The sequence below is a fragment of the Streptomyces sp. NPDC001920 genome, assembly GCF_053594495.1.
This window is the reverse complement of record NZ_JBSFEP010000007.1, coordinates 205229-226530: the sequence shown is the minus strand read 5'-3', so window position 1 is coordinate 226530 and position 21302 is coordinate 205229. Positions and strand designations below refer to the sequence as shown.

General features: G+C 73.2%; 21 protein-coding genes. 11 read left to right on the top strand and 10 right to left on the bottom strand.

The window, feature by feature from the left end:
• Positions 1–10: 10 nt before the first annotated feature.
• From ACWCPI_RS14390 to ACWCPI_RS14380, 3 genes are all read right to left on the bottom strand, one after another.
• On the bottom strand, positions 11–529 hold the full coding sequence (locus tag ACWCPI_RS14390; RefSeq protein WP_451038411.1) for a hypothetical protein: 519 nt from the start codon (positions 527–529) through the stop codon (positions 11–13).
• 213 nt (positions 530–742) lie between these two features.
• Entirely contained in the window at positions 743–3100 is a 2358-nt protein-coding gene (locus ACWCPI_RS14385) for an outer membrane protein assembly factor BamB family protein (RefSeq protein ID WP_451038410.1), read from the bottom strand.
• Positions 3101–3329: 229 nt separating this feature from the next.
• Positions 3330–4079 (bottom strand): VOC family protein, encoded by a 750-nt coding sequence (locus tag ACWCPI_RS14380; RefSeq protein WP_451038409.1) that lies wholly within the window; start codon positions 4077–4079, stop codon positions 3330–3332.
• 134 nt (positions 4080–4213) lie between these two features.
• On the opposite strand from ACWCPI_RS14380, the gene ACWCPI_RS14375 reads away from it, so the two are divergent.
• Positions 4214–4849, top strand: a complete 636-nt coding sequence (locus tag ACWCPI_RS14375) for a TetR family transcriptional regulator (protein WP_451038528.1) — start codon at positions 4214–4216, stop codon at positions 4847–4849.
• 106 nt (positions 4850–4955) lie between these two features.
• On the opposite strand, the gene ACWCPI_RS14370 is transcribed toward ACWCPI_RS14375, so the two are convergent.
• Positions 4956–5408: an Lrp/AsnC family transcriptional regulator gene (locus ACWCPI_RS14370; RefSeq protein WP_451038408.1), complete on the bottom strand. Its 453-nt coding sequence runs from the start codon at positions 5406–5408 to the stop codon at positions 4956–4958.
• 82 nt (positions 5409–5490) lie between these two features.
• On the opposite strand from ACWCPI_RS14370, the gene ACWCPI_RS14365 reads away from it, so the two are divergent.
• On the top strand, positions 5491–6114 hold the full coding sequence (locus ACWCPI_RS14365) for a LysE family translocator (protein ID WP_451038407.1): 624 nt from the start codon (positions 5491–5493) through the stop codon (positions 6112–6114).
• A gap of 6 nt (positions 6115–6120) precedes the next feature.
• Here ACWCPI_RS14365 and ACWCPI_RS14360 read toward each other — a convergent pair whose 3' ends face one another.
• Positions 6121–6597 (bottom strand): nitroreductase family deazaflavin-dependent oxidoreductase, encoded by a 477-nt coding sequence (locus tag ACWCPI_RS14360; RefSeq protein WP_451038406.1) that lies wholly within the window; start codon positions 6595–6597, stop codon positions 6121–6123.
• Positions 6594–7787: an acyl-CoA dehydrogenase family protein gene (locus tag ACWCPI_RS14355; protein ID WP_451038405.1), complete on the bottom strand. Its 1194-nt coding sequence runs from the start codon at positions 7785–7787 to the stop codon at positions 6594–6596. Before ACWCPI_RS14355 ends, ACWCPI_RS14360 begins: the two co-directional genes overlap by 4 nt.
• A 76-nt stretch (positions 7788–7863) precedes the next feature.
• On the opposite strand from ACWCPI_RS14355, the gene ACWCPI_RS14350 reads away from it, so the two are divergent.
• From ACWCPI_RS14350 to ACWCPI_RS14340, 3 genes are read left to right on the top strand one after another with little or no spacing between them, the layout of a single operon-like run.
• Positions 7864–9036: a thiolase C-terminal domain-containing protein gene (locus ACWCPI_RS14350; protein WP_451038404.1), complete on the top strand. Its 1173-nt coding sequence runs from the start codon at positions 7864–7866 to the stop codon at positions 9034–9036.
• A 24-nt stretch (positions 9037–9060) separates the two neighbouring features.
• Positions 9061–9486, top strand: a complete 426-nt coding sequence (locus tag ACWCPI_RS14345) for a pyridoxamine 5'-phosphate oxidase family protein (protein WP_451038403.1) — start codon at positions 9061–9063, stop codon at positions 9484–9486.
• A gap of 27 nt (positions 9487–9513) precedes the next feature.
• Complete coding sequence (locus tag ACWCPI_RS14340; RefSeq protein WP_451038402.1) at positions 9514–10170, top strand: pyridoxine/pyridoxamine 5'-phosphate oxidase; 657 nt, start codon at positions 9514–9516, stop codon at positions 10168–10170.
• Between the two features lie 13 nt (positions 10171–10183).
• Here the strand turns inward: ACWCPI_RS14340 and ACWCPI_RS14335 are convergent, their stop codons facing one another.
• The 4 genes from ACWCPI_RS14335 to ACWCPI_RS14320 form a co-directional block, all read right to left on the bottom strand.
• The gene (locus ACWCPI_RS14335; protein WP_451038401.1) at positions 10184–11056 is read right to left on the bottom strand and encodes a GNAT family N-acetyltransferase; all 873 of its coding nucleotides are present in this window, start codon (positions 11054–11056) and stop codon (positions 10184–10186) included.
• A 253-nt stretch (positions 11057–11309) separates the two neighbouring features.
• Entirely contained in the window at positions 11310–11699 is a 390-nt protein-coding gene (locus ACWCPI_RS14330) for a Zn-ribbon domain-containing OB-fold protein (RefSeq protein WP_451038400.1), read from the bottom strand.
• Entirely contained in the window at positions 11699–12145 is a 447-nt protein-coding gene (locus tag ACWCPI_RS14325) for a DoxX family protein (protein ID WP_451038399.1), read from the bottom strand. The genes ACWCPI_RS14330 and ACWCPI_RS14325 overlap by 1 nt, the downstream gene beginning before the upstream one ends.
• Before the next feature lie 126 nt (positions 12146–12271).
• Positions 12272–12601 carry a hypothetical protein gene (locus ACWCPI_RS14320; RefSeq protein ID WP_451038398.1) on the bottom strand — a complete coding sequence of 110 codons (330 nt, stop codon included), beginning with the start codon at positions 12599–12601 and terminating at the stop codon, positions 12272–12274.
• Positions 12602–12754: 153 nt separating this feature from the next.
• On the opposite strand from ACWCPI_RS14320, the gene ACWCPI_RS14315 reads away from it, so the two are divergent.
• From ACWCPI_RS14315 to ACWCPI_RS14290, 6 genes are all read left to right on the top strand, one after another.
• The gene (locus ACWCPI_RS14315; protein ID WP_451038397.1) at positions 12755–13219 is read left to right on the top strand and encodes a nuclear transport factor 2 family protein; all 465 of its coding nucleotides are present in this window, start codon (positions 12755–12757) and stop codon (positions 13217–13219) included.
• 198 nt (positions 13220–13417) lie between these two features.
• The gene (locus ACWCPI_RS14310) at positions 13418–14608 is read left to right on the top strand and encodes a flavin-containing monooxygenase (RefSeq protein WP_451038396.1); all 1191 of its coding nucleotides are present in this window, start codon (positions 13418–13420) and stop codon (positions 14606–14608) included.
• Positions 14609–14754: 146 nt separating this feature from the next.
• Positions 14755–16296 carry a flavin monoamine oxidase family protein gene (locus ACWCPI_RS14305; protein WP_451038395.1) on the top strand — a complete coding sequence of 514 codons (1542 nt, stop codon included), beginning with the start codon at positions 14755–14757 and terminating at the stop codon, positions 16294–16296.
• A 120-nt stretch (positions 16297–16416) separates the two neighbouring features.
• Positions 16417–18639, top strand: a complete 2223-nt coding sequence (locus ACWCPI_RS14300) for an acetate--CoA ligase family protein (protein WP_451038394.1) — start codon at positions 16417–16419, stop codon at positions 18637–18639.
• Position 18640: 1 nt separating this feature from the next.
• Positions 18641–19486 (top strand): enoyl-CoA hydratase/isomerase family protein, encoded by an 846-nt coding sequence (locus ACWCPI_RS14295; protein WP_451038393.1) that lies wholly within the window; start codon positions 18641–18643, stop codon positions 19484–19486.
• A 208-nt stretch (positions 19487–19694) separates the two neighbouring features.
• Positions 19695–21302 (top strand): hypothetical protein, encoded by a 1608-nt coding sequence (locus tag ACWCPI_RS14290; RefSeq protein ID WP_451038392.1) that lies wholly within the window; start codon positions 19695–19697, stop codon positions 21300–21302.

The window sequence follows — 21302 nt, the reverse complement described above, 5'->3', positions numbered from 1 at the left end:
CATTGATCACCTAGTGAGCGGTGCGCGTGACGTCGTCCAGTACGCAGGTGACGACACCGGTCGTGCTCTCGCCGGCCGGCGGGACGTAGACGGCGGCCACGTCCAGGGTGTCGGAGGAGTTCGGGCCCACGAACGGCATGGTGGACGAACTGGTGCGCACGACCGCGCCGTCGGGGTCCTTGAACGTGACGCCGAACGCGTAGGTGTACGTGGTGACCGTGCTGCTGTTGGTGGCCTTGACGCGGGCGACGATGCCCCGGCTCGCGTCGTACGTGCAGCTCTCCAGCCGCACGTCGGCGGTGGGCTCGGCGGACGCGCTTTCGGTGCCGCCGCCCGGGCCGCCGGAGGAGCCGTTGCCGTCGTCGTCGTCGTAGTGGGTGCTGCCCCCCGACGTACCGCCCGAACTGCTCGACGAGCTGCTGGAGTTCGAGCCGCTGTCGCAGCCGCCGCCGCTGGAGTGCCGCGCCCCCGTCAGGGCGACGACCACACCGACGAACACGGCCACAGCGCGGACATGGCGAAGCTTCACTTGGTACAACCCCCGATTTGTCGTGCCACCCCGTTGGTGTTCTGAACGTGAGCACGTCACGCTAGCAGCGGCCACGTGGCGGACAGCGCTTACCCGGCGTAGCGTCTCGTGCAGGAGCGGTGAAGATGACCGCCTCCGTGCGGGACGGCCGCCGTCCGGATCCCTTCCGTGTGCCGGTACGACGGCCGTCACGAACGTCTCCGGACAGCGCACCTAGGCGCTGCGGGCCGTGCCCGTGCCCTTCTCCGCGTCCAGCGCGTACACGCAGCGGTCCTTGCTGCACGCGTACACGACCCCGTCCTTCACCACCGGGGACCCGGTGATCTCGCCGCCGGTCGCCAGCTTCCAGCGCAGCCGCCCGTCGTCGGCCTTCAGGGTGTAGAGCAGATGGTCGGTGGAGCCGAAGTGGATCCGGCCCTCGGCGACCGCCGGGGCGCCCACGATGTCGCCGCCCGCCTGGAAGCGCCACTTCGGCGTCCCGGTGACCGCGTCCAGCGTGTACAGGCCCTTGCCGCTGCCGACGTGCACATGGCCCGCCGCCACCAGCACCGGCTCGGTGGAGGAACGGGACTCGGTCGCGATACGCCAGCGGTCGCGGCCGTCGGTGGCGTCCAGGGCGTAGACGGTGCCGAGGTAGTCGGCGAGGTACACGCCGCCGCCGGTCACCGCCGGACCCGGTACGAAGGCGGGCGGGCACAGGAAGACCGCCGGGGCCTCGAAGTGCCAGCGGACATGGCCGCTCGCCACGTCCAGCGCGAGGACCCGCGTCCCGGCCGAGACGTACACGAAACCGTCCGGCGCCTGCGCCACCCGCACCGGAACCCCGCCGCAGGAGGCGGCGTCGCCGATGGGGTACGACCAGCGCTCGTCACCCGTACGGGCGTCCAGGGCGCGCAGTCTGGCGTCCTGCCAGACGTACACCGTGCCGTCGTACAGCGCCGGCCCGGCCTCGGGCGACTCGAAGTCGGTCTGCGCCCCGGTGATCTCCCACAGCTTCTGCCCGTTCGACGCCTCCCAGCCCTGGACCCCGCCACCGCGGGTGCCGGTGACGACGGTGCCCCGCTCGGCCTTGAGGGAGTACACCCAGGCGTCCGTCTGCAGGCGCCAGAGGTCTGCGCCCTCGCGGCAGTCCAGGGCGAACAGGGTCGGTCCGTCGGAGGCGTGGATACGGCCGTCCGCCACCGCCATCGACCAGGCCACGTCCCGCGTCTTGAAGCGGCGCCGGCCGGTCGCCACGTCCAGGGCGTGCACCTCGAAGGAGGTGACGTAGACGAGGTCGTCGGCGACCGAGGGGGTGCCCCAGACGTCGTTCGACATGCGGAAACGCCAGGGGCGCCAGCCGGCCGCCGTCTCCGGGGGCAGCGGCGGAGGCGACGGTACGGCGGGGCCCACGGCGGGGTCCGCGCCGTTGACGCCGGGGCGGGGCTTGGTCCAGGAGGCGACCAGGCCGGCCTCCGGGGGCGGGGCCTGCATCGCGACGGCGCGGACATCGGCCACACGGGGGCCGGGACCGATGGGCACCGCCGCGCCGGCCAGCCGTACCGGGCCGGTGTCGGGGGCGCCGACCGGGGCGGGCTGCGGGCCGGGCACCACCGGGTCGCGCGAGGGCGGCGGCGGCACCGGGGCCGCGATCCGGCCTCCGCTGCGACCGCCGGTCGAGGGCTTCGCCGCCGGGCGGCCGCCTCTTCGGGACTCGATCAGGCCGACCGCCCGCTCGGGCAGCCAGGCCGAGGCCGTACCGCTGTCGTCGGAGCCGGAGCCGAACAGGTGGGGGGCCAGCTGGGCCTGGAGGTCGGCGGGGTTCGGGCGGGCCGTCGGGTCCATCTGCATACAGGACTCGATCAGCGGACGCAGCTCGTCCGGGAGGCCCTCCAGGTCCGGGCCCTCGCGCAGCAGCATGAAGACGGTCTCGACCGGGTTGGCGCCGTGGAAGGGCGGGTGGCCGGTGGCGGCGAAGACCAGCATCGAGCCGAGCGAGAAGACGTCGCTCGCGCCGGTCACGCTCCGCGAGTCCTTCGCCTGCTCCGGCGACATGTAGGCGGGCGTACCGACGGCGACGTTGGTCATCGTCAAACGCGTGTTCGACACGCCGGACGCGATACCGAAGTCGATGACGCGGGGGCCGTCCTCGACGACGAGCACGTTGGACGGCTTGAGGTCCCGGTGGACGAGACCGGCGCCGTGGATCGACTGGAGGGCCTCCGCCACACCCGCCGCCAGCCAGCGCACCGCCTGGGCCGGGAGCGGCCCGCACTCGTTCACTATCTCCTCGAGGGAGGGCGCGGGGACGTACGCGGTGGCCAGCCACGGCACGGCCGCGCGCGGGTCGGCGTCGACGACGGCCGCCGTGTAGAAGCCGGAGACCGCCCGGGCCGCTTCCACCTCACGGGTGAAGCGGACCCGGAACAGCTGGTCCTCGGCGAGTTCCGTACGCACTGTCTTGATCGCCACGCGTCGCCCGGACGCCGAGCGCGCGAGATAGACCAGCCCCATGCCGCCGGCACCCAGCCGTCCGAGCACCTCGAACGGCCCGATCCTGCGCGGATCGTGCTGCGTCAGCTGATCCACCACTCTGCCTGCCACCTCCCCGTACGAGCCGCGTCACCACATATGTACGCGACCCCGTGCAGCGTCTCACCACCGCACCGCCTTGGCGGCACGCACCCCGATTCTTCCTGTCCGAGGGCGTGGTTGCGAACCCGAGGGCGGAACGGGGTGTCTTGGGACAAAACCACAGCCGGGACCCCGCCGGAAGCTCCGGCTCGCATGGTGGGACGGCCGCAGGTGGACCAGGTCAGGCCTACGGCGCGGTCCGGCGCTCCAGGAGCGCGAAGGACGCCCCCTGATCGTCGCTGACCACCGCCACCGTCCCGTACGACGTTTCGAAGGGCGCAACCTGGACCCGCCCGCCGAGCCGGTTCACCGTAGCGAGGACCTCCTGGCAGTCGGCCACCCGGAAGTGGACGACGAAGTGGGGCGGCATCATCGCCGGGAAGACCTCCCCGACGGCCGCGCGCCCGAAGTCCGGCTCGGCGTCCGGGCCGAACAGGGCGTCGTGGAAGAGCTCGCCGTAGAAGGCGTTGGCGACCTCGGTGTCCCGGGCGTACAGCTCGGCCCAGCCGAAGGTGCCGATCTCGTGCCGGCGCCCAAAGCCCTTGTGCTCGCCCGCCTCCCAGAGCCCGAAGACCGCCCCCTCGGGGTCGGTGACCAGGGCGACCCTGCCCAGCGCGTCCCCCACCTCCACGGGCGCGGTGACCACCTGCCCCCCGGCCTCGCGCACCCGCCTGGCCAGCGCTCCCGCGTCCGGGGTGGCGAAGTACACCGTCCACACGGTGGGCATGCGCCCGTCCGACTTGCGCGAGAGGGAGGCGACGGGCTCGTCGTCCAGCCGGGCGAGCACGGTGGAGTCGAAAGCCTCCTCGAAGACCCATCCGAAGAGCTCACCGTAGAAGCGCTTGCCCGCCTCCACGTCGGCGAGCTGCGCGTCCACCCAGCACGGGACGCCCTCCCGATATCCCGTTCCGTTCGCGGATGCCCTGTTTTCGGCCATGCCGCCAAAGTAACGGCCCCTCGCGCAACGCGCAGACCAGGCACACCAGCCTCCACGTCCCCGCGCACCCCATTTGCAGTCGGCCGAATCGCGCCCCGATCACGCCTCGGTAAGCTGACGACATGACAGGACAAGTGCGTACCGTCGACGGCCGCGTGGCCGGCCGACGTGGGCAGGCGACCCGGCAGAAGCTGCTCGACTGCCTCAGCGAGATGCTCAGCTCCTCCCCGTACCGGGACGTCAAAGTCATCGATGTCGCCCGGAAGGCGGGCACTTCGCCCGCGACCTTCTACCAGTACTTCCCGGACGTCGAGGGCGCCGTCCTGGAGATCGCCGAGCAAATGGCCGCCGAGGGAGCCGGGTTGACCGAGCTCGTGGAGGGCCGCAGCTGGGTCGGCAAGGCCGGCTGGCAGACCGCGCAGGAACTCGTGGACGGCTTCCTGGAGTTCTGGCGCAAGAACGACGCGATCCTCAGGGTCGTCGACCTCGGCGCGTCCGAGGGCGACAAGCGTTTCTACAAGATCCGCATGAAGATCCTGAACTCCGTCAACAACTCCCTCGCGGACGCCGTCGCGCAGTTGCAGGCCAAGGGCAGGGTCGACAAGGACGTCAACCCGGCCGCGGTCGCCGGGTCGATCGTCGCGATGCTCGCGGCGGTGGCCTCGCACCAGAAGGGCTTCCAGACGTGGGGCGTCAAGCAGGCTGAACTCAAGCCCAACCTGGCGCTCCTGGTGCATCTGGGCGTGACCGGCAAGAAGCCGACCAAGTAGCACCGGGAGGCCGGCAGCCGCTCCCCGGATCACGAAGTCCTGTCTCGCGGGCGGTGGTTCACACACAGGTGGACCACCGCCCGCCGCGCTTTCGGGGACCGGCCGCTCAGCCGGGCAGCGGCCGGTCCTTGACCACGTGCTTCATCACCAGCGTCGACGTCAGCCGCTGCACCCCCGGCAGCGTGGCCAACCGCTCGTCGTACAGCCGCTGGTAGGAGGCGAGGTCGGCGGCGACGACCCGCAGCAGGTAGTCCGGCTCGCCGAACAACCGCTGCGCCTCCAGCACCTCCTGCACATCGCCGAGCGCCCGCTCGAACTCGGCCACGGTGTCCCGGTCCTCCTGCCGCATGGAGACGAAGACCAGCGCCTCGAAGTTCAGGCCGATGGCGGCCGGGTCCACCACGGCCCGGTATCCGCTGATGGCGCCGGCCCGCTCCAGCTCCCGCAGCCGCCGGTGGCACGGCGAGACGCTGAGCCGCACCCGCGCGGCCAGCTCGGTCACGGTCAGCCGCCCATCCTGCTGGAGCTCGGCAAGAATCTTTCTGTCCACGTCGTCCATAGGGCAGATCTTCCCCCGAAGAGGCCCGCTACCCGCAAACTTCGACAACACTTTCGAGCCATTCACGCCTAATGTCGCCACCATGGACTCCGGACTGCTCCTCTCCTTCCTCGCCATCGACCTGCTGCTCGTCTGCGTTCCGGGCGCCGACTGGGCGTACGCGATCTCCGCAGGACTGCGCGACCGCTCGCCGTCGACGGCGGTGGCGGGCCTGGTCACGGGGTACGCGCTGCACACGGCCCTCGCCGCGGCCGGCCTGGCGGTGCTGGTGGCGGGCGAGCCGGGGCTGCTGACCGCGCTGACGGCGGCCGGCGCCGGCTACCTGGTGTGGCTGGGATGGGGCGTACTGCGCCGACCGGGCACGCCGGGGGCCGCCGAGGAGCCGGTCGCCGCGAGCCCGGCCCGCGCCTTTCTGCGGGGTGCGACGATCAGCGGCCTGAACCCCAAGGGGCTGCTGCTCTACCTCTCGGTGCTGCCGCAGTTCCTGGTGACGAAGGGCGACCACCTGCCGGTCCCCGCCCAGACCGCCGTACTCGGCCTGCTCCACATGGTGTGCTGCGCCGCCGTCTACCTGGCCGTGGGCCTCGGGGCCCGCGCGGTCCTCGGCGCCCGCCCGGCGGCGGCGCGGGCGGTCACCCGCACGTCGGGGGCGGCGATGCTGGGGATCGGCGCTTTCCTGCTCGTGCAGCGCCTGGCGACGCTGTGATCCCGGTCACCGAGCACGACGGACGATCCTGAACAGCCGTATCTCCCGTTCCACCCGCGCCTGGTACGAGGCGTACGGCGGCCAGAACCCCAGCACCGCCCGCCACGCCGCCGCCCGCTCGTCCCCCTCCAGCAGCCGGGCCGTGACCGGGACGTCCCGGCCCTTCCAGCTGACCTCGGCCTCGGGGTGGGCCAGGAGGTTGTGGGTCCAGGCCGGGTGGCCGGGGCGGCCGAAGTTGGAGCCGACGAGGATCCAGGAGCGGCCGTCGTCCTCGGGCATGCAGGCGAGCGGCGTACGGCGGGGCAGACCGCTGCGGGCGCCGGTCGAGGTGAGGATCACCCCGGGCAGCAGCTGAGCGCTGAGCAGCACCTTGCCGCGGGTGAGCCGGTGCACGGCACGGTCGAGCGCGGGGACGACATGCGGGGCGACCTTGGCGAAGCCCCGCGTCGAGGACACCTTCTGCACCAGGCGCACGCCGATCACACCGCCACCTCCCGCGCCTCGGAGACCGTGAAGAGCCGGGCCGTCTCGGCGGCGTGCGCCCGCAGCCGGTGCACCGGCCCGAAGAGGAGCTCGTCGCCCGCGGCCCGCTTGAAGTACAGGTGCGCCTCGTGCTCCCAGGTGAAACCGATGCCGCCGTGCAACTGGATCCCCTCGGCGGAGGCGATCCGCAGTGCCTCCAGGGCCTGTGCGAGGGCGAGGGCGCCGACCCGCTCCCCGTGGGCCGTCGCCCACGCCGCGTAGTACGCGGCCGAGCGCGCCGCCTGGACCGCCACGTACACGTCCGCGAGCCGGTGCTTCACCGCCTGGAAGGACCCGATCAGCCGGCCGAACTGCTCCCGCTGCCCGACGTACTCCACGGTCCGCTCCAGCGCCCGGTCGGCGGCCCCCACGGCTTCACAGGCCAGGACGGCGGCGGCCCGCTCCCCGGTGCCGGCGAGGGCGCCCAGCACCTCCGCGCTCTCCTCCCCCAGCGGTTCCGCCTGCACGTCCCGCAGTTGCAGCCGCCCTTGCGGTCGCGTCGCGTCCAGCGCGGTCTGCCGCATCCGCACGACGCCGGCCGCGTCCCCCGGCACCAGGAACAGCAGGGTGCGGGAGCGGACGAACCCCCCGGCGTGCGCGGCGACCACCAGCAGCCCGGCGCTGTGCCCGTCCAGCACCTGGTCGACCTGCCCGTACAGCCGCCAGCCGCCCTCCGTCCGGCGTGCCTGCACGCCTCCGGCGCGCCCGCCACCGGCCCAGTCGCCGCCGTTGGCGCCGGTGAGGGCGAGGGCGGTGGCGAGCGCGGTGCCGGGGACGGCGAGGGCAGCCGTGAGCGAGCCGCCGCAGAGGCGGGGCAGCAGCCGGGCGCGCTGGGCCTCGGTGCCGAGGGCGGCGATCAGCGGCGCGACGAGCGCGGCGGTGGCCAGCAGCGGGGAGGGTGCCAGGACGCGCCCCGTCTCCTCGCAGGCGAGGGCGAGTTCGGTCGCCGAGCAGCCGACACCGCCGTACGCCTCGGGGAGGGCGAGTCCGGGCAGGCAGAGCCGGCCGGCGAGGTCCGCCCACAGGGCGGGGTCGTGCCCGGCCGGGGTGCCGAGGGCCGCGCGCAGCTCGCGGGGGCCGCAGCGGCTGTGCAGCAGCTCGCGGAGGGTACGGCGGATCTCGTCCTGTTCGGGGGTGAAGCGGGCGTCCATGGCTCTTCCCTCCGTATCTGACGGGCCGTCATATTAGGAGGGCCGCAGCGAGATGCCCAGGGGTTGGAGGCCTCGTATGACCGCCCGGAGCCGGAAAGTCGCCGTCGTCGGGGTGTCCCTCTCCGACTGCGGCCGCCTGGACGAGACGACCCCGTACGCCCTGCACGCCCAGGCGGCCCGCCGCGCCCTCGCCGACGCCGGGCTGGACCGCGCGGTGGTGGACGGCTTCGCCTCCGCCGGCCTGGGCGCCCTCGCCCCCGTCGAGGTGGCCGAGTACCTGGGCCTGCGCCCCACCTGGGTCGACTCCACCTCCGTCGGCGGCTCCACCTGGGAGGTGATGGCGGCCCACGCGGCGGACGCGATAGCGGGCGGGCACGCGCGGGCCGTGCTCCTGGTCTACGGCTCGACGGCCCGCGCGGACGTCAGGGCCGGCCGGCGCACGGGGAACCTCTCCTTCGGCTCCCGGGGCCCCGCGCAGTTCGAGGCCCCCTACGGCCACACCCTGATCGCCAAGTACGCCATGGCCGCCCGCCGCCACATGATCGAACACGGCACCACGATCGAGCAGTTGGCGCAGGTCGCCGTCCAGGCCAGGGCGAACGCGGCCCTGAACCCGCAGGCCATGTTCCGTGACCCGATCACCGTGGACGACGTGCTGTCGGGTCCGGTGATCGCGGACCCCTTCACCAAGCTGCACTGCTGCCTCCGCTCCGACGGCGGGGCGGCGGTGCTGCTGGCCGCCGAGGATGTCGTACGGGACTGCCGTACGGCACCGGTGTGGATCCTCGGCACGGGCGAGCACGTCTCACACTCCGCCATGTCCGAGTGGCCCGACTTCACGACGGGCCCGGCGGCGGTGAGCGGACGGCTCGCCTTCGAACGCGCCGGCGTGCGGCCCCAGGAGATCGACTTCGCGGAGATCTACGACGCCTTCACCTACATGACCCTGGTGACGTTGGAGGACCTCGGCTTCTGCGGGAAGGGCGAGGGCGGGGCCTTCGTGGAGAAGGGACGGCTGCTGGTGCGAGGCGGGGAGCTGCCGGTGAACACGGACGGCGGCGGGCTGTCCGCCCAACACCCGGGGATGCGGGGGCTGTTCCTCGTGGTGGAGGCGGTGCGGCAGCTGCGGGGTGAGTGCGGTGAGCGTCAAGTCCGGCGCGGCGGAGGGAGTCTGCCGCGACTCGCAGTCGCTTCGGCGACCGGGGGATGGTTCTGCTCGTCGGGGACGTTGGTACTGGGCAGGGAGTGAGACGACGACCGAGAGGATTCAGCAATGGCCCTGACCCGGGAAGAGCGTGAACAGTTCCTCGCCGAACCGCATGTCGCCGCGCTGGCGGTCCACTCGGGCGCGGGGCGCGCCCCGCTGACCGTGCCGATCTGGTACCAGTACGCCCCCGGCGGCGACGTGTGGATCATGACCGGCCTCGACTCGCGCAAGAACCGGCTGATCCAGGAGGCCGGCCGCTTCTCCCTGATGGCCGACCGGCTGGAACCCACCATCCGGTACGTGTCGGTGGAGGGGCCGGTCGTGAAGACGGCACCCGCCACCCTCGACCAGCTCCGGGAGATCTCGGCCCGCTACCTTCCGGCCGAGAAGGTCGACGGCTATGTCGAGTCCGCCTGGAAGGACCACGGCGAGCAGGTCGTCCTGCACATGCGGCCCGAACGCTGGGTGTCGTCCGACCTCGGTCAGGTGTGAGCCGGAGCCGCAGGCCACAATCGGGGCATGGCAACGGATCTTCATGAGCTGCTGAGGTCGCTGCGGGTCTGGGACGTCGACCTGCCCTCCTTCGACCCGGGCGCCGCGCCCGCCGACCCGCTCGCCCTCTTCACGGACTGGTTCGCGCAGGCGGTCGAGGCGGGCCAGGTGGAGCCCCACACGATGTCCCTCGCCACGGTGGACGAGGAGGGCCTGCCGGACGTACGGACCGTGATGCTGCACGGCGCCGACGCGTCCGGCTGGTCCTTCGCGACCCATGCGGGCAGCCGCAAGGGCCGTCAGCTCGCCGCCCGTCCGCACGCGGCCCTCGGCTTCTACTGGGCGGCGCAGGGCCGCCAGGTGCGGGTGCGGGGCGCGGTGACGGCCGCCCCGTCCACCGAGTCCCAGGCCGACCTGCACGCCCGCTCGACCGGGGCGCTGGCGGCGGCCCTGACCGGCCGCCAGAGCGAGGTCCTGTCCTCGCTGGAGGAGCTGGCGCGGGAGTCTCAGGCGGCCTGGGAACGGGCCCGGCAAGAACCGGACGCCCCGGTCCCGTCCTGGACCCTCTACCGCCTGCGGCCCGAGGAGGTGGAGTTCTTCCAGGGCGACGCGCAGCGCCGCCACGTACGGCTCGTCTATCGCCGTACGCCGGACGGCTGGGCCAGGGAACTGCTCTGGCCCTGAGGGCCCGCGCCCGTCAGCAGGTGCGGTTCCGCCGGAAGTCGTACGCCGCGAAGTCGACCACCGCCCGGTACCCGATGCGCTGGTAGAGGCCGTTGCTCGTGCGGTTGGCCAGGTCCGTGAAGAGCAGCACCTCACGCGCCCCGGAGGCGAGCACGGCCCGGCTGACCTGCGCGGTGACCGCGCCCGCGTACCCGCGCCCGCGCAGTGGGGCCGGGGTGTAGACCGGGGCGACGCGGACCTGGCCGGCGACGACCGGGGTCACGCCGGCCATGGAGAGGGGGGTGCCGTCCTCGGCCTCCCAGAGGGTGACGCCTCCGTAGGCGATCCGTGAGTCGGCCCACGCCTCGGCGTCACGGGCGGCGTGGTGCCCCGCCTCCTCGACGAACTCGGCGTACCAGCGCGCCAGCAGCTCCCGGTCGTGCGGGCCGGCGACCCGTGCCCGGCCCGCCGGGGCGGGCCGCGGAAGGGTCAGGTTGCCCAGCCGGTACAGGCGTTGACGCTGGCTGACCGCGGCCCGTACGCCCGCGTGCCGCCGCCAGGCGGCGACGAAGGCCTCGGCGGTCTCGTGCGCGGCGATGACACCGGGCACCGAGTGGCCCAGGGCGACCAGGTGGGCGGCCAGGGCGTCGGCTTCCTCGGGGGTGAGGGGGGTGACGTTCAGCCGGTAGGGCGGGGTGCGGAAGTAGGCGGCCCGCACCTGCCCGTCCAGCTCCAGCACACCGAAGACGGGTGCCTCGTCGCCGTACGCGCGAAGCCCGTTCGTGCGCAGTGACTCGGTGACCGTCAGGGCGACTGTGTGCAGATCGGGGCGTGAGCGCAGGAAGCCACCGGCGTGGGCGAGAAAGCCGGTGAGGTCCTCGGTGCAGTACCAGTGGTCCGGGCGCATAGCTCATGATCCCGCGCTCGGGGGGCAGTTGTGCACGGTTTTCCGCCGTGGATACGAACCCGACACAAGAGCCCACTCCCAGGCGGGCGTCGAGGGGCGCCGTGTTCACGCCGCGTGGGCCCGCGGGTTGACGTCCGGGGCCGTCGCCGGTCGCGGGTGCGGACGCATGTCCCGGTACGCGAGGAGTCGTGGCCGACGGCGTGGTCGTGTTCGAGGCGGTGCACCCGCGAGGGCGGCTTCGAGCCCGTGCGGGTCACTTCGCGGGGCGGAACACCGGGGCCCCGCCCCGGAAGGCGACCTGAAGGTCCATCCCGGCGTACAGCCGCCCGGGGTCAGCGCACTCCACCACCTCCGTCATCATCCGTGGCCCCTCGGCGAGGTCGACGACCGCGGCGACGTACGGCGTCCGCTCCCCGAACGGCGGCAGGTCGTTGCGGTGGACGACGGACCAGGTGTAGAGGGTGGCCCGGCCGCTCGCGGGCCGCCAGCTCACGTCCTCGCTCCAGCAGTGGGGGCAGAACTCGCGCGGGTAGTGGTGGCAGCGTCCGCACGCCCGGCAGGCCCGCACCAGCAGCCGCCCGTCCGCCGCCGCGTCCCAGTACGGCCGCGTGAACGCGTCGGGTTCGGGGACGTCGTGGCGCATCAGAACAGCCCCAGCGCACTGTCCACCGACCACGACTGCCACGACATCCCGAACAGCGCGACCAGTGAGATCAGCGCCATCATCGAGTTCTGGCCCTGCTCGGCCCAGTCGTGGATCATCAGGGCGAAGTAGAGGCCGTTGAGCAGCAGGGCGCCGACGAGGGCGAGCGGGGTCAGGAACCCGAGGACGAGCCCGAGCCCGAGGGCGAGTTCCGCGTACAGGACGATGTACGCCATGGTCCGCGGCCGGGGCGCCACGACGGCCTGGAAGCCTGAACGTACGGCGTTCCAGCGGTGCTTGGCCGCCACGTCCGCCGCCCACCTGATCCCGCCGCCCTCGAACCAGCTCTTCTTGTCCTTGTGCCGCCAGCTCTCCAGCCACCACAGCCCGAGGCCTATGCGGAGCACGGCCAGCCATTGCGCACCCGTGAGCCAGATCGCGTCCATGGATCTGACGGTACGTCAGATCCGGGTGCCCGACAACGCCCGCGCGGCGCAGGCCCGAACGGCGCGGCCCGGCGGGCGAAGGCGGCCCCGCCCGGCCTCCGGAAGCGGGGCGCCGCCCGTACTCCCTCAGGGCGACGCCTCGAAGCCGCCGGACAGATCGAGGAGGAACGGGGAGCCCGGTGCCGTCGGGGCCCAGCCCTCCCGCAGGGCCCGCTCGACCGCACGGGCCACATCGGACGGCACCACGGGCCGCGCCTCCCGTCCGATCCAGTTGTCGGCACGGGGCCGATCGGTGAGGACCACGAGGACCGCACCGGCGGCATCCGCGCGCTCCACCGCGAAGCTGCACGGGGCCCAGCACAGCCCCTGGGAGCAGGTCGGCCGGCGTCGCACGCGCCAGCGGCAGACCGTGCCGTCGACGACGATGCGCCGTGCGCCCCCGCGACCCAGTGCCATACCCCCTCCTCAAGGCAGAGGATGCCAGGGGGACGGCCTGGTGCGCCGCTCCTTACCTCCGGCGTAATCGACCGCCACGCCCTCCCCCGGCAGGATCGGGAACACCGGCGGGACCTCCCGCCGCAGCCCGTCCCCAGTCGCGAGGAGAGAGCCATGACCGCCGAGTCCGCAGCCGTGCGCGAACGTCCGGACACCGCCGCCTGCCCGGTCACCGAGGCCACCCGAGCCGTCGTACTGGAGTTCCTGGCCGCCCGGCTGGCCGGGGACACCGGGCGGCTGGTCGAGCTCTTCGCCGAGGAGGTGGACTGGGTGCTGGCGGAGAATCCCGGGGTGCCCTGGATCCGCCCGCGCTCCACCGGCGCCGAATGCGCCGCCCAGTTCACCGATCTGATGCGGTACACGGTCCCCGAGGACGCCCGGGCCCGCGTGGACGCCTTCCTCGTCGACGGCACCGACGCCGTTCTGACGGGATACCTCTCGGGGACCGTGCGCGCGACGGGGAAGTCCTTCGAAGGGCCGTTCGCACTGCGCCTCACCGTCGAGGACGGCCGGATCACGCGCCACCACCTCTTCGAGAACAGCCTCTCGATCGCCCGGGCCTGCGCCCCCGGAGACTGAGGACGAGCCCTCCGCTTCCCGCTCCGCTTCCCCCCTCGTCACGTCCTGCCGGGACCCGCGCCACATCCACCGTCGCGCCACAACCAGGCGACCTACGTCACAGGCCCCACCCGCAACTCCTACGACCGTGATCGATCCGCAACCAATTCCGGTCTTGACCGAGACCCATCAACCGGCAGTGTGATTACGCTCCCGACCATGGCCGACTCCACAGCGTCCCCGAACCACACGGACCATCCCGTCTACGTCATCGGCGGCGGCCCAGGCGGACTCTCCGTCGCACACACCCTGCGCGCCCAGGGGCTGCGTGCCGTCGTGCTGGAGAAGTCGGACCGCATAGGCGCCTCCTGGCGGGGCCACTACGACCGGCTGCACCTGCACACCACCCGCCGGCTGTCGGGCCTGCCGGGGCTTCCGATACCGCGCCGCTTCGGACGCTGGGTGTCCCGGGACGACGTCGTGCGCTACCTGGAGAAGTACGCCGAGCACCACGACCTGGAGATCGTCACCGGCGTCGAGGTCTCCCGCGTCGAGCCCGCCCCGGACGGCTCCGGCTGGCTGCTGCGCGCCACCGGCGGCCGCGAACTGACCGGCGCCGCGGTCGTCGTGGCCACCGGCCACAACCACACGCCGCGCATCCCGGACTGGCCCGGACGGGACACCTACAGCGGCGAGTTCCTGCATGCCCGCGCGTACCGCAACCCGGCGCCCTACACCGGCCGCGACGTCCTGGTCGTCGGCGTCGGCAACACCGGCGCCGAGATCGCCGTGGACCTGGTGGAGGGCGGGGCCTCGCGGGTACGGCTGGCGGTGCGCACCACTCCGCACATCGTGCGCCGCTCCACCGCCGGGTGGGCCGCCCAGTTCACCAGCATCCTCGTACGGCGGCTGCCGGTCGGGCTCGTGGACCGGCTCGCCAGGCCCCTGGCCAGGCTCAGTGTGCCCGACCTGTCGGCTCAGGGGCTGCCGCGCCCCGACACCGGCCTGTACAGCCGGGTCGAGGAAGGCGCCGTCCCGGTCCTGGACGTCGGTCTCGTCGACGCGGTGCGCAAGGGCCGGGTGGAGATCGTGGCCGCCGTCGACGGCTTCGAGGGCGACAAGGTGGTCCTCGCCGACGGCAGCCGTGTCTCGCCGGACGCCGTCATCGCCGCCACCGGGTACGTCCGGGCCCTGGAGAACCTCGTCGGGCACCTCGGCGTCCTCGACCCGCGCGGCAGGCCGACCGCCCGGGGCGGCCGCACCCCGGCGAACGCGCCCGGCCTCTACTTCACCGGCTTCACCAACCCGATCAGCGGCAACCTCAGGGAGATGGCGATCGACGCGACGAAGATCGCCAAGTCCGTCTCCCGGGACACCGCCCTGCGCGTCTCGCGGCTGCCGGTGACGTAGAGCCGCTCAACTCCCCTACGTGGTCCCGTCGTTACTTCCGCGTCAGAAGTGGCGGGAGGGCTGTACCGCGCCCCGGTACGGAGCCAGAATGTGAGCCCTGTTCAACTTTTCGGCTCCACTCCCCTCTCGCACGACGGAGGACGTACGTGGCACGTGAAGGACAGCAATCCGAAAGCCCGGCCCCTCGGACCCCCCGGCTCTCCCGAGCCCCCCGCCTCTCCCGGCGCTCCCTGCTCGGGGGCGCCGCGGCGGCAGCGGGCGCCTCGGCCCTCACCACGACCGCCGCCGGTGCGGCCTCGGCGGCCGTGTCGCGCGACGTGGACGTCGCGATCGTCGGCGCCGGGCTGGCCGGCCTCACCGCGGCCCGCGACCTGGTGGCCGCCGGCAGGTCGGTCACCGTCCTGGAGGCCCGCGACCGCGTGGGCGGCCGGGTCGTGGGGCTGAACCTGGCGAACGGCGGTGTCACCGAGGGCGGCGGCGAGTTCATCGGCCCCACCCAGGACCGCGTCAAGGCGCTCGCCGACTCACTCGGCGTGCAGACGTTCACGACGTACAACACGGGCCACAACCTCCTCCACAAGGACGGCAGGAAGACCCCTTACGCCACCGACGGCCTGCTCGGCGCCGTCCCGCCCGTCGACGCCGCCGGGCTCGCGAACGCCGCGATCGTGCAGGCCAAGCTGAACGACCTGGCCAAGCAGATCCCGGTCGACGCGCCCTGGACCGCGGCGAAGGCCGACGAATGGGACCGGCAGACCTTCGAGACCTGGCTGCGCGCCAACGCCGTCGTCCCGTCGGCCAAGTTCCTCTTCGACGTGGCCTGCACGTCGATCTTCTCGGCCGAGCCCCGGGAACTGTCCTTCCTGTTCGTCCTCTTCTACATCGCCGCCGCCGGCGACGCCTCCCACCCCGGCACCCTGGAACGCCTCACCGAGACCGCCAACGGCGCCCAGGAACTGCGCTTCGTCGGCGGTTCCCAGCTGGTGCCGGCCAGGCTCGCCGCCCGGCTCGGCGACCGGGTGGTGCTGAACGCCCCGGTCCGCACGATCACCCGGTCCGGCTCCACGTACGCGGTGAGGGCCGACGGCATCACCGTCACCGCCCGGCGGGTCGTCGTCGCCGTGCCCCCGCCGATCGCCGCCCGCATCACCTACGACCCCGTCCTTCCGGCCGCCCGCGACCAGCTCACCCAACGCCTGCCGATGGCCTCGGTCGGCAAGGCGATCGCGATCTACGACACCCCCTTCTGGCGGGCCGACGGCCTCAACGGCCAGGTGGTCAGCGACACCGGCGTGATCAGCTCCACTTTCGACAACTCCCCGCCCGACGCCTCCTTCGGTGCCCTGATGGGCTTCATCGAGGCCGACGAGGCGCGCAAGCTCGACGCGGCGAGCGAGGCGGAGGTCAGGGCGGCCGTGCTGAAGGACTACACGACGTACTTCGGCGAGAAAGCGGCCTCCCCCACCTCCTTCGTCCTGCAACGCTGGAACAACGAGCCCTACACCCGCGGCGGCCCCGTCTCCATCGCCGCGCCCGGCGTCCTGACCCGGTACGGCCCCGCCCTGCGCGCGCCCGTCGGCGGCATCCACTGGGCCGGGACGGAGACCTCCACCTACTGGATGGGCTTCATGGACGGGGCGGTGCGCTCGGGCGAGCGGGTGGCGAAGGAGGTGCTGGCGGTGCTCTGAGCGGCACCGCGGCGCAGGGCCCGGCCAACTTTGCGTGCACAGCCGTTCCTGACTAGGCGTCAGTTCATTTAATCTGACACTGCGTCAGTTAATCACTGTCACACAGGAGCGGGCGGACCGATGCTTGGATCAACCCACGGCACCCTCACCACCGACTCCCGCCGGACCCGGGTCATCGCCTGCGGCGAGCAGCCCGGGCCCGCCGTCCACGGCCGGCCCGCCGAGGTCGACGATCTCGACGTCAGCGGCCGTCCGCTGTACTCCGACGTGCCCGACCTGGACCGTTTCTTCCGGCCGGAGTCGGTCGCCGTGATCGGCGCCTCCGACGCCGAGGGCCGGCCCAACACCGTGATCACCCGGCAGCTGCTCGCCTGGTCCGAGCGGGTCGGCGCCCGGCTCCACCCGGTGCACCCCAGCCGCCCGTCCGTCTTCGGCCTTCCCTGCTCCCCCTGTGTCGCCGACCTGCCCGAGGACGTCGACCTCGCCGTGCTGCTGGTCGCCGACCCCCTGCCGGTGATCGAGCAACTGGCCAAGACCAAGGTGAAGTTCGCGGTCGTCTTCGCCTCCGGGTTCGCGGAGACCGGCGAGGAGGGCGCCGCCGCCCAGGAGCGGCTCACCGCCGCCGTCGCACGCTCCCGGATGCGGCTGCTGGGCCCCAACACCAACCTCAACGCCTTCGAGCGGTTCCGCGACGACCTGGACGGCCCAGGGATCGCCCTGATCACCCAGTCCGGGCACCAGGGACGTCCCGTCTTCGCCCTCCAGGAGCTCGGCGTCCGGCTGACCCACTGGGCGCCCACCGGCAACGAGGCCGACCTGGAGACGGCGGACTTCGTCTCCTACTTCGCCGAGCGGCCCGAGGTCGGCGCGATCGCCTGCTACGTCGAGGGCCTCAAGGACGGCCGCTCCTTCCTGCTGGCCGCCGACCGCGCCGCCCGCCGCAAGGTGCCCGTCGTCGCGGTCAAGGTGGGCCGCACCGAGACCGGCGCCCGCACGGCCGCCTCGCACACCGGCAAGCTGACCGGCGCCGACGCGGTCGTCGACGCCGCGATGCGGCAGTACGGGGTGATCCGGGTCGACGGCCTGGACGAACTCCAGGACACGGCGACCCTGTTGGCCCGCGCACGGCCGCCCCGCGCCGACGGCGTCGTCGTCTACTCGATCTCGGGCGGCACGGGCGCCCACTTCGCCGACCTGGCGAGCGAGGCGGGGCTGCGGCTGCCGGTGCTGTCCGAGGCCAGGCAGGCCGAGCTGCACCAGTGGATACCCGAGTACCTGAGCGTGGCCAACCCCGTCGACAACGGCGGCCATCCGGTCGGCGACCGGCGTGGCCGGAAGATCATCGACGCGATTCTCGACGACCCCGAGGTCGGGGTGCTGATCTGCCCGGTGACCGGCCCCTTCCCGCCGCTCAGCGACCGGCTCGTCCAGGACCTGGTGGACGCGGCGGAGCGGACGGAGAAGCTGGTGTGCGTGGTGTGGGGGTCGCCGGTCGGCACCGAACCGGCCTACCGCGAGGTCCTGCTCGGCTCCTCGCGCGTGGCGACCTTCCGCACGGTGGCGAACTGCATCACCGCGGTGCGCGCCTACCTCGACCACCACCGTTTCGTCTCCGGCTACCGCTCCCCCTTCGACCGGGCACCCCGCACCCCGTCCCCCTCCTTCCGCAAGACGCGCGAGCTGATGCGGCCGGGACAGCAGCTGAGCGAGCACGCGGCCAAGCAGCTGCTGAGGGCGTACGGCATCAGGGTCCCGCGCGAGCAACTGGTGACCAGCGCGGCGGCGGCCGTACGGGCGGCGGCCCTGATCGGCTACCCCGTGGTGATGAAGGCGTCCGGCGCGATCGCCCACAAGACCGAACTCGGCCTGGTCAGGATCGGGCTGACCTCCGCCAGCCAGGTCCGGGACACCTACCGGGAGTTGACCGACATCGCCCGCTACGAGGACCTCGCCCTGGACGGTGTGCTGGTCTGCCAGATGGTCGAGCGGGGCGTCGAGATGGTCGTCGGCGCCACACACGACGCCCTCTTCGGGCCGACGGTGACGGTCGGGCTCGGCGGGGTCCTGGTCGAGGTACTGCGCGACACCGCCGTACGGGTACCGCCCTTCGGCGAGGAGCAGGCGCGGGACATGCTCGCCGAGCTGCGCGGGCGGGCCCTGCTCGACGGGGTCCGGGGGCGCCCCCCGGCGGATCTGGACGCGCTCGTCGAAGTCGTCCTGCGGGTGCAGCGCATGGCTCTGGAACTGGAGGGCGACCTCGCGGAACTCGACATCAATCCGCTGATGGTGCTGCCTCGGGGGCAGGGCGCGGTGGCGCTCGACGCGTTGGTGGTGTGCCGCTGACATGAGTGCCGACGACGACAGGGGCCTGCCCCGTCCCGCGCGCGTGCCCGACGACCCCGACACGTCCTGGGTGCTGCACGCCGTGGACGACCAGGTCTGCCGGATCACGCTCAACCGCCCCGAAGCCCTCAACGCCCTCACCCCCGACCAGCGCGAGCGCGTCATCCGGCTGCTCGCCGACGCCTCCGCCGACCCGGACGTGCGGGCCGTCGTACTGACCGGGACGGGCCGCGGTTTCTGCGCCGGAGCCGATCTGCGCGGCGGGGCGGCCACCGGGGAACGGGTCCCCGGCGACGTCGCCCGTACGATCCGCCTGGGCGCCCAGCGGCTCGTCGCCGCCGTCCTGGACTGCGAGAAGCCGGTGATCGCGGCGGTGAACGGCACCGCGGCGGGGCTCGGCGCGCATCTCGCGTTCGCCTGCGACCTCGTACTGGCCGCCGAATCGGCCACGTTCATCGAGGTGTTCGCACGCCGCGGCCTCGTCCCCGACGGCGGCGGCGCCCACCTCCTGCCCCGCCTCATAGGCCCGCAGCGCGCGAAGGAGCTGATGTTCTTCGGCGACGCCCTCGCCGCGTCCGACGCCGAGCGGCTGGGCCTGGTCAACCGGGTCCTGCCGGACGCGGACCTGGACAGGACGGCCCGCGCCTGGGCCGCACGCCTCGCCACCGGCCCGACCCGCGCCCTCGCCCTGACCAAGCAGCTCGTCAACGCCTCGCTCGACACCGACCGCGCCGCCGCCTTCGCCGCGGAGGCCGCCGCGCAGGAGATCAACATGACGACGCAGGACGCGAGGGAAGGCGTACGGAGCTTCGTGGAGCGCCGCGCGCCACGGTACCGGGGCCGCTGACCGCCGAACTCCCCTGCCTACACATGGAGTTCGCGTGAAGGGTCGGGGATTGCGCAAGGATGCCGGGAGCACGGCATGCCACGCTGGGCGCGCGACGCGGGATCCCCCTCCGAAAGGCCGAGGACGCCATGAAGCGCACCCCTTCGAGCATCGCTCAGCCCTGTGCTCGACGTCCGTCGAGCCGCGGCGACAGGGCGGAGGTCCCGTCATGACCCGGCCCGGGCCCGCGACCCGGCCCCTGCCCGTCAAGCGGCGCGCCCCGGTCAACCGAGGCGTCGCCATCGCCGCCGGGGCCCTCCTGTGGGCCGTGGGCTGGCTGTTCGTCGTCCTGGCCCTCCAGGCGGGACATGAGGCCGCGGACGCCGAGTACACCGGCACACCCGTCTGTGACGGCCAGTTCATGCGCCCCGGCGACTCCTGCATGGTGTTCGGCAACGGGGCCGGCGAGTCCGGCACGTACGAGGAGATCGTCGCCGACAACGAGCGGGACGCGAAGGCCGAGGCGTGGGCCTGGGCGGAGGTCGAGGGCGGGATCGGCGCCGCGCTGGTCCTCTTCGGCGCCTGCGCGTTCGGGTCCGGCGGGCGTCTGCGGGCACGGACCAGCGCCTGGGTGTTCACCCTGGCCGCGGTGGTGCCGCTGCTCGGGGTGGCGGCCCTCGTGTGGTGGCTCCAGTCGCGCGCCAACGCGGCGTCGCCCGTACCCGTGGGCATCGGCGGCATGATCCTCACGGAGCTGCCCGACGTGTCGTACTCGGCGTGGCTGACCGCGCTCGCGGTGGCGTTCGTCGCCCTGGGGTACCTCACCCACCTCTTCGACACCGGTACGCCGGCGACGACCGCGCCGGAACGGCAGAGCGCGGGCTCGCGGCCCGCTTCGAACACCTGGGGCGGATCGGTCCCCACGCAGACCCACCGCAAGGAGGCGGAGAAGGAGGAGCGGCTCAAAGCCCTGGCCGCGCGGCGCAAGGAGGCGTCCACGGCCTTCGACAAAGGGGACACGGACGACCGCTGGGCCGCGGACCGCGTCAGCCTCGACACCCCTTCCCAGGCCCGCTTCTCGGAGCGGGGCCCGCGTACGACGAGGGCGCTCGGAGCCGCCGTGTACCTGCTGGCCTGCGCCCTGGGAATCGGGCACGCGACCCTCGGGACCACCCTGCCCCTGCAGGCCGCCCCGGCGCTCGCCGCCCTGGCCGGCTGGGCCGTCTTCACCGCCCGCGGGGTGCGGAGCTTCCCGGCCGGCGCGGTCGCCCGGCCGTACGGTGCGTTCGCGTCCCTGTCCCTGGTGGCGGCCGTCGCCACCGCGCTGTCCCTGCCCGCGGCCACCTGGTCCGGACTGCTGAACACGGTGGCGTTCACGTGCGGTTTCCTGACCCTGGCGGTGTGGTTCGGCCAGTCGTTGCCGCGCCCGCCCGTGGCCGGGCGGATCATCTGCTCCCTCAACGGTGCGGTGCAACTGCTCGCCACGGCCGCACTGGTCGTCGCCGCGCGGGCTCCCGGCTCCCGGGGCCTGCCGGAGCTGCTGGCGTACGCGGTGGCCGCCCTGTTCGCCCTGAGCGGCTGGATCTCCTACGGCACCGCCCTCAAGACCGCGTCACGGGGCGCGGTCCCCGCCCGCGTCTGCGCCTCCTGCCTCGCCGCGTCGGCCCTCGCCCTCACCGGCCTCGCGAGCTGGGTCGCCTTCGCCGGCCTCGGGCCGCTGGGCTGGGTGGTCGCGGCCGGATACGTCCTCGCGGGCCTGGCGCAGGCACGAGGCGCCTTCCAGCGTCTGAGGGGCGGCGGGCGTACGGCGGAGGACCGCCGGACGGTGCCCCGATGA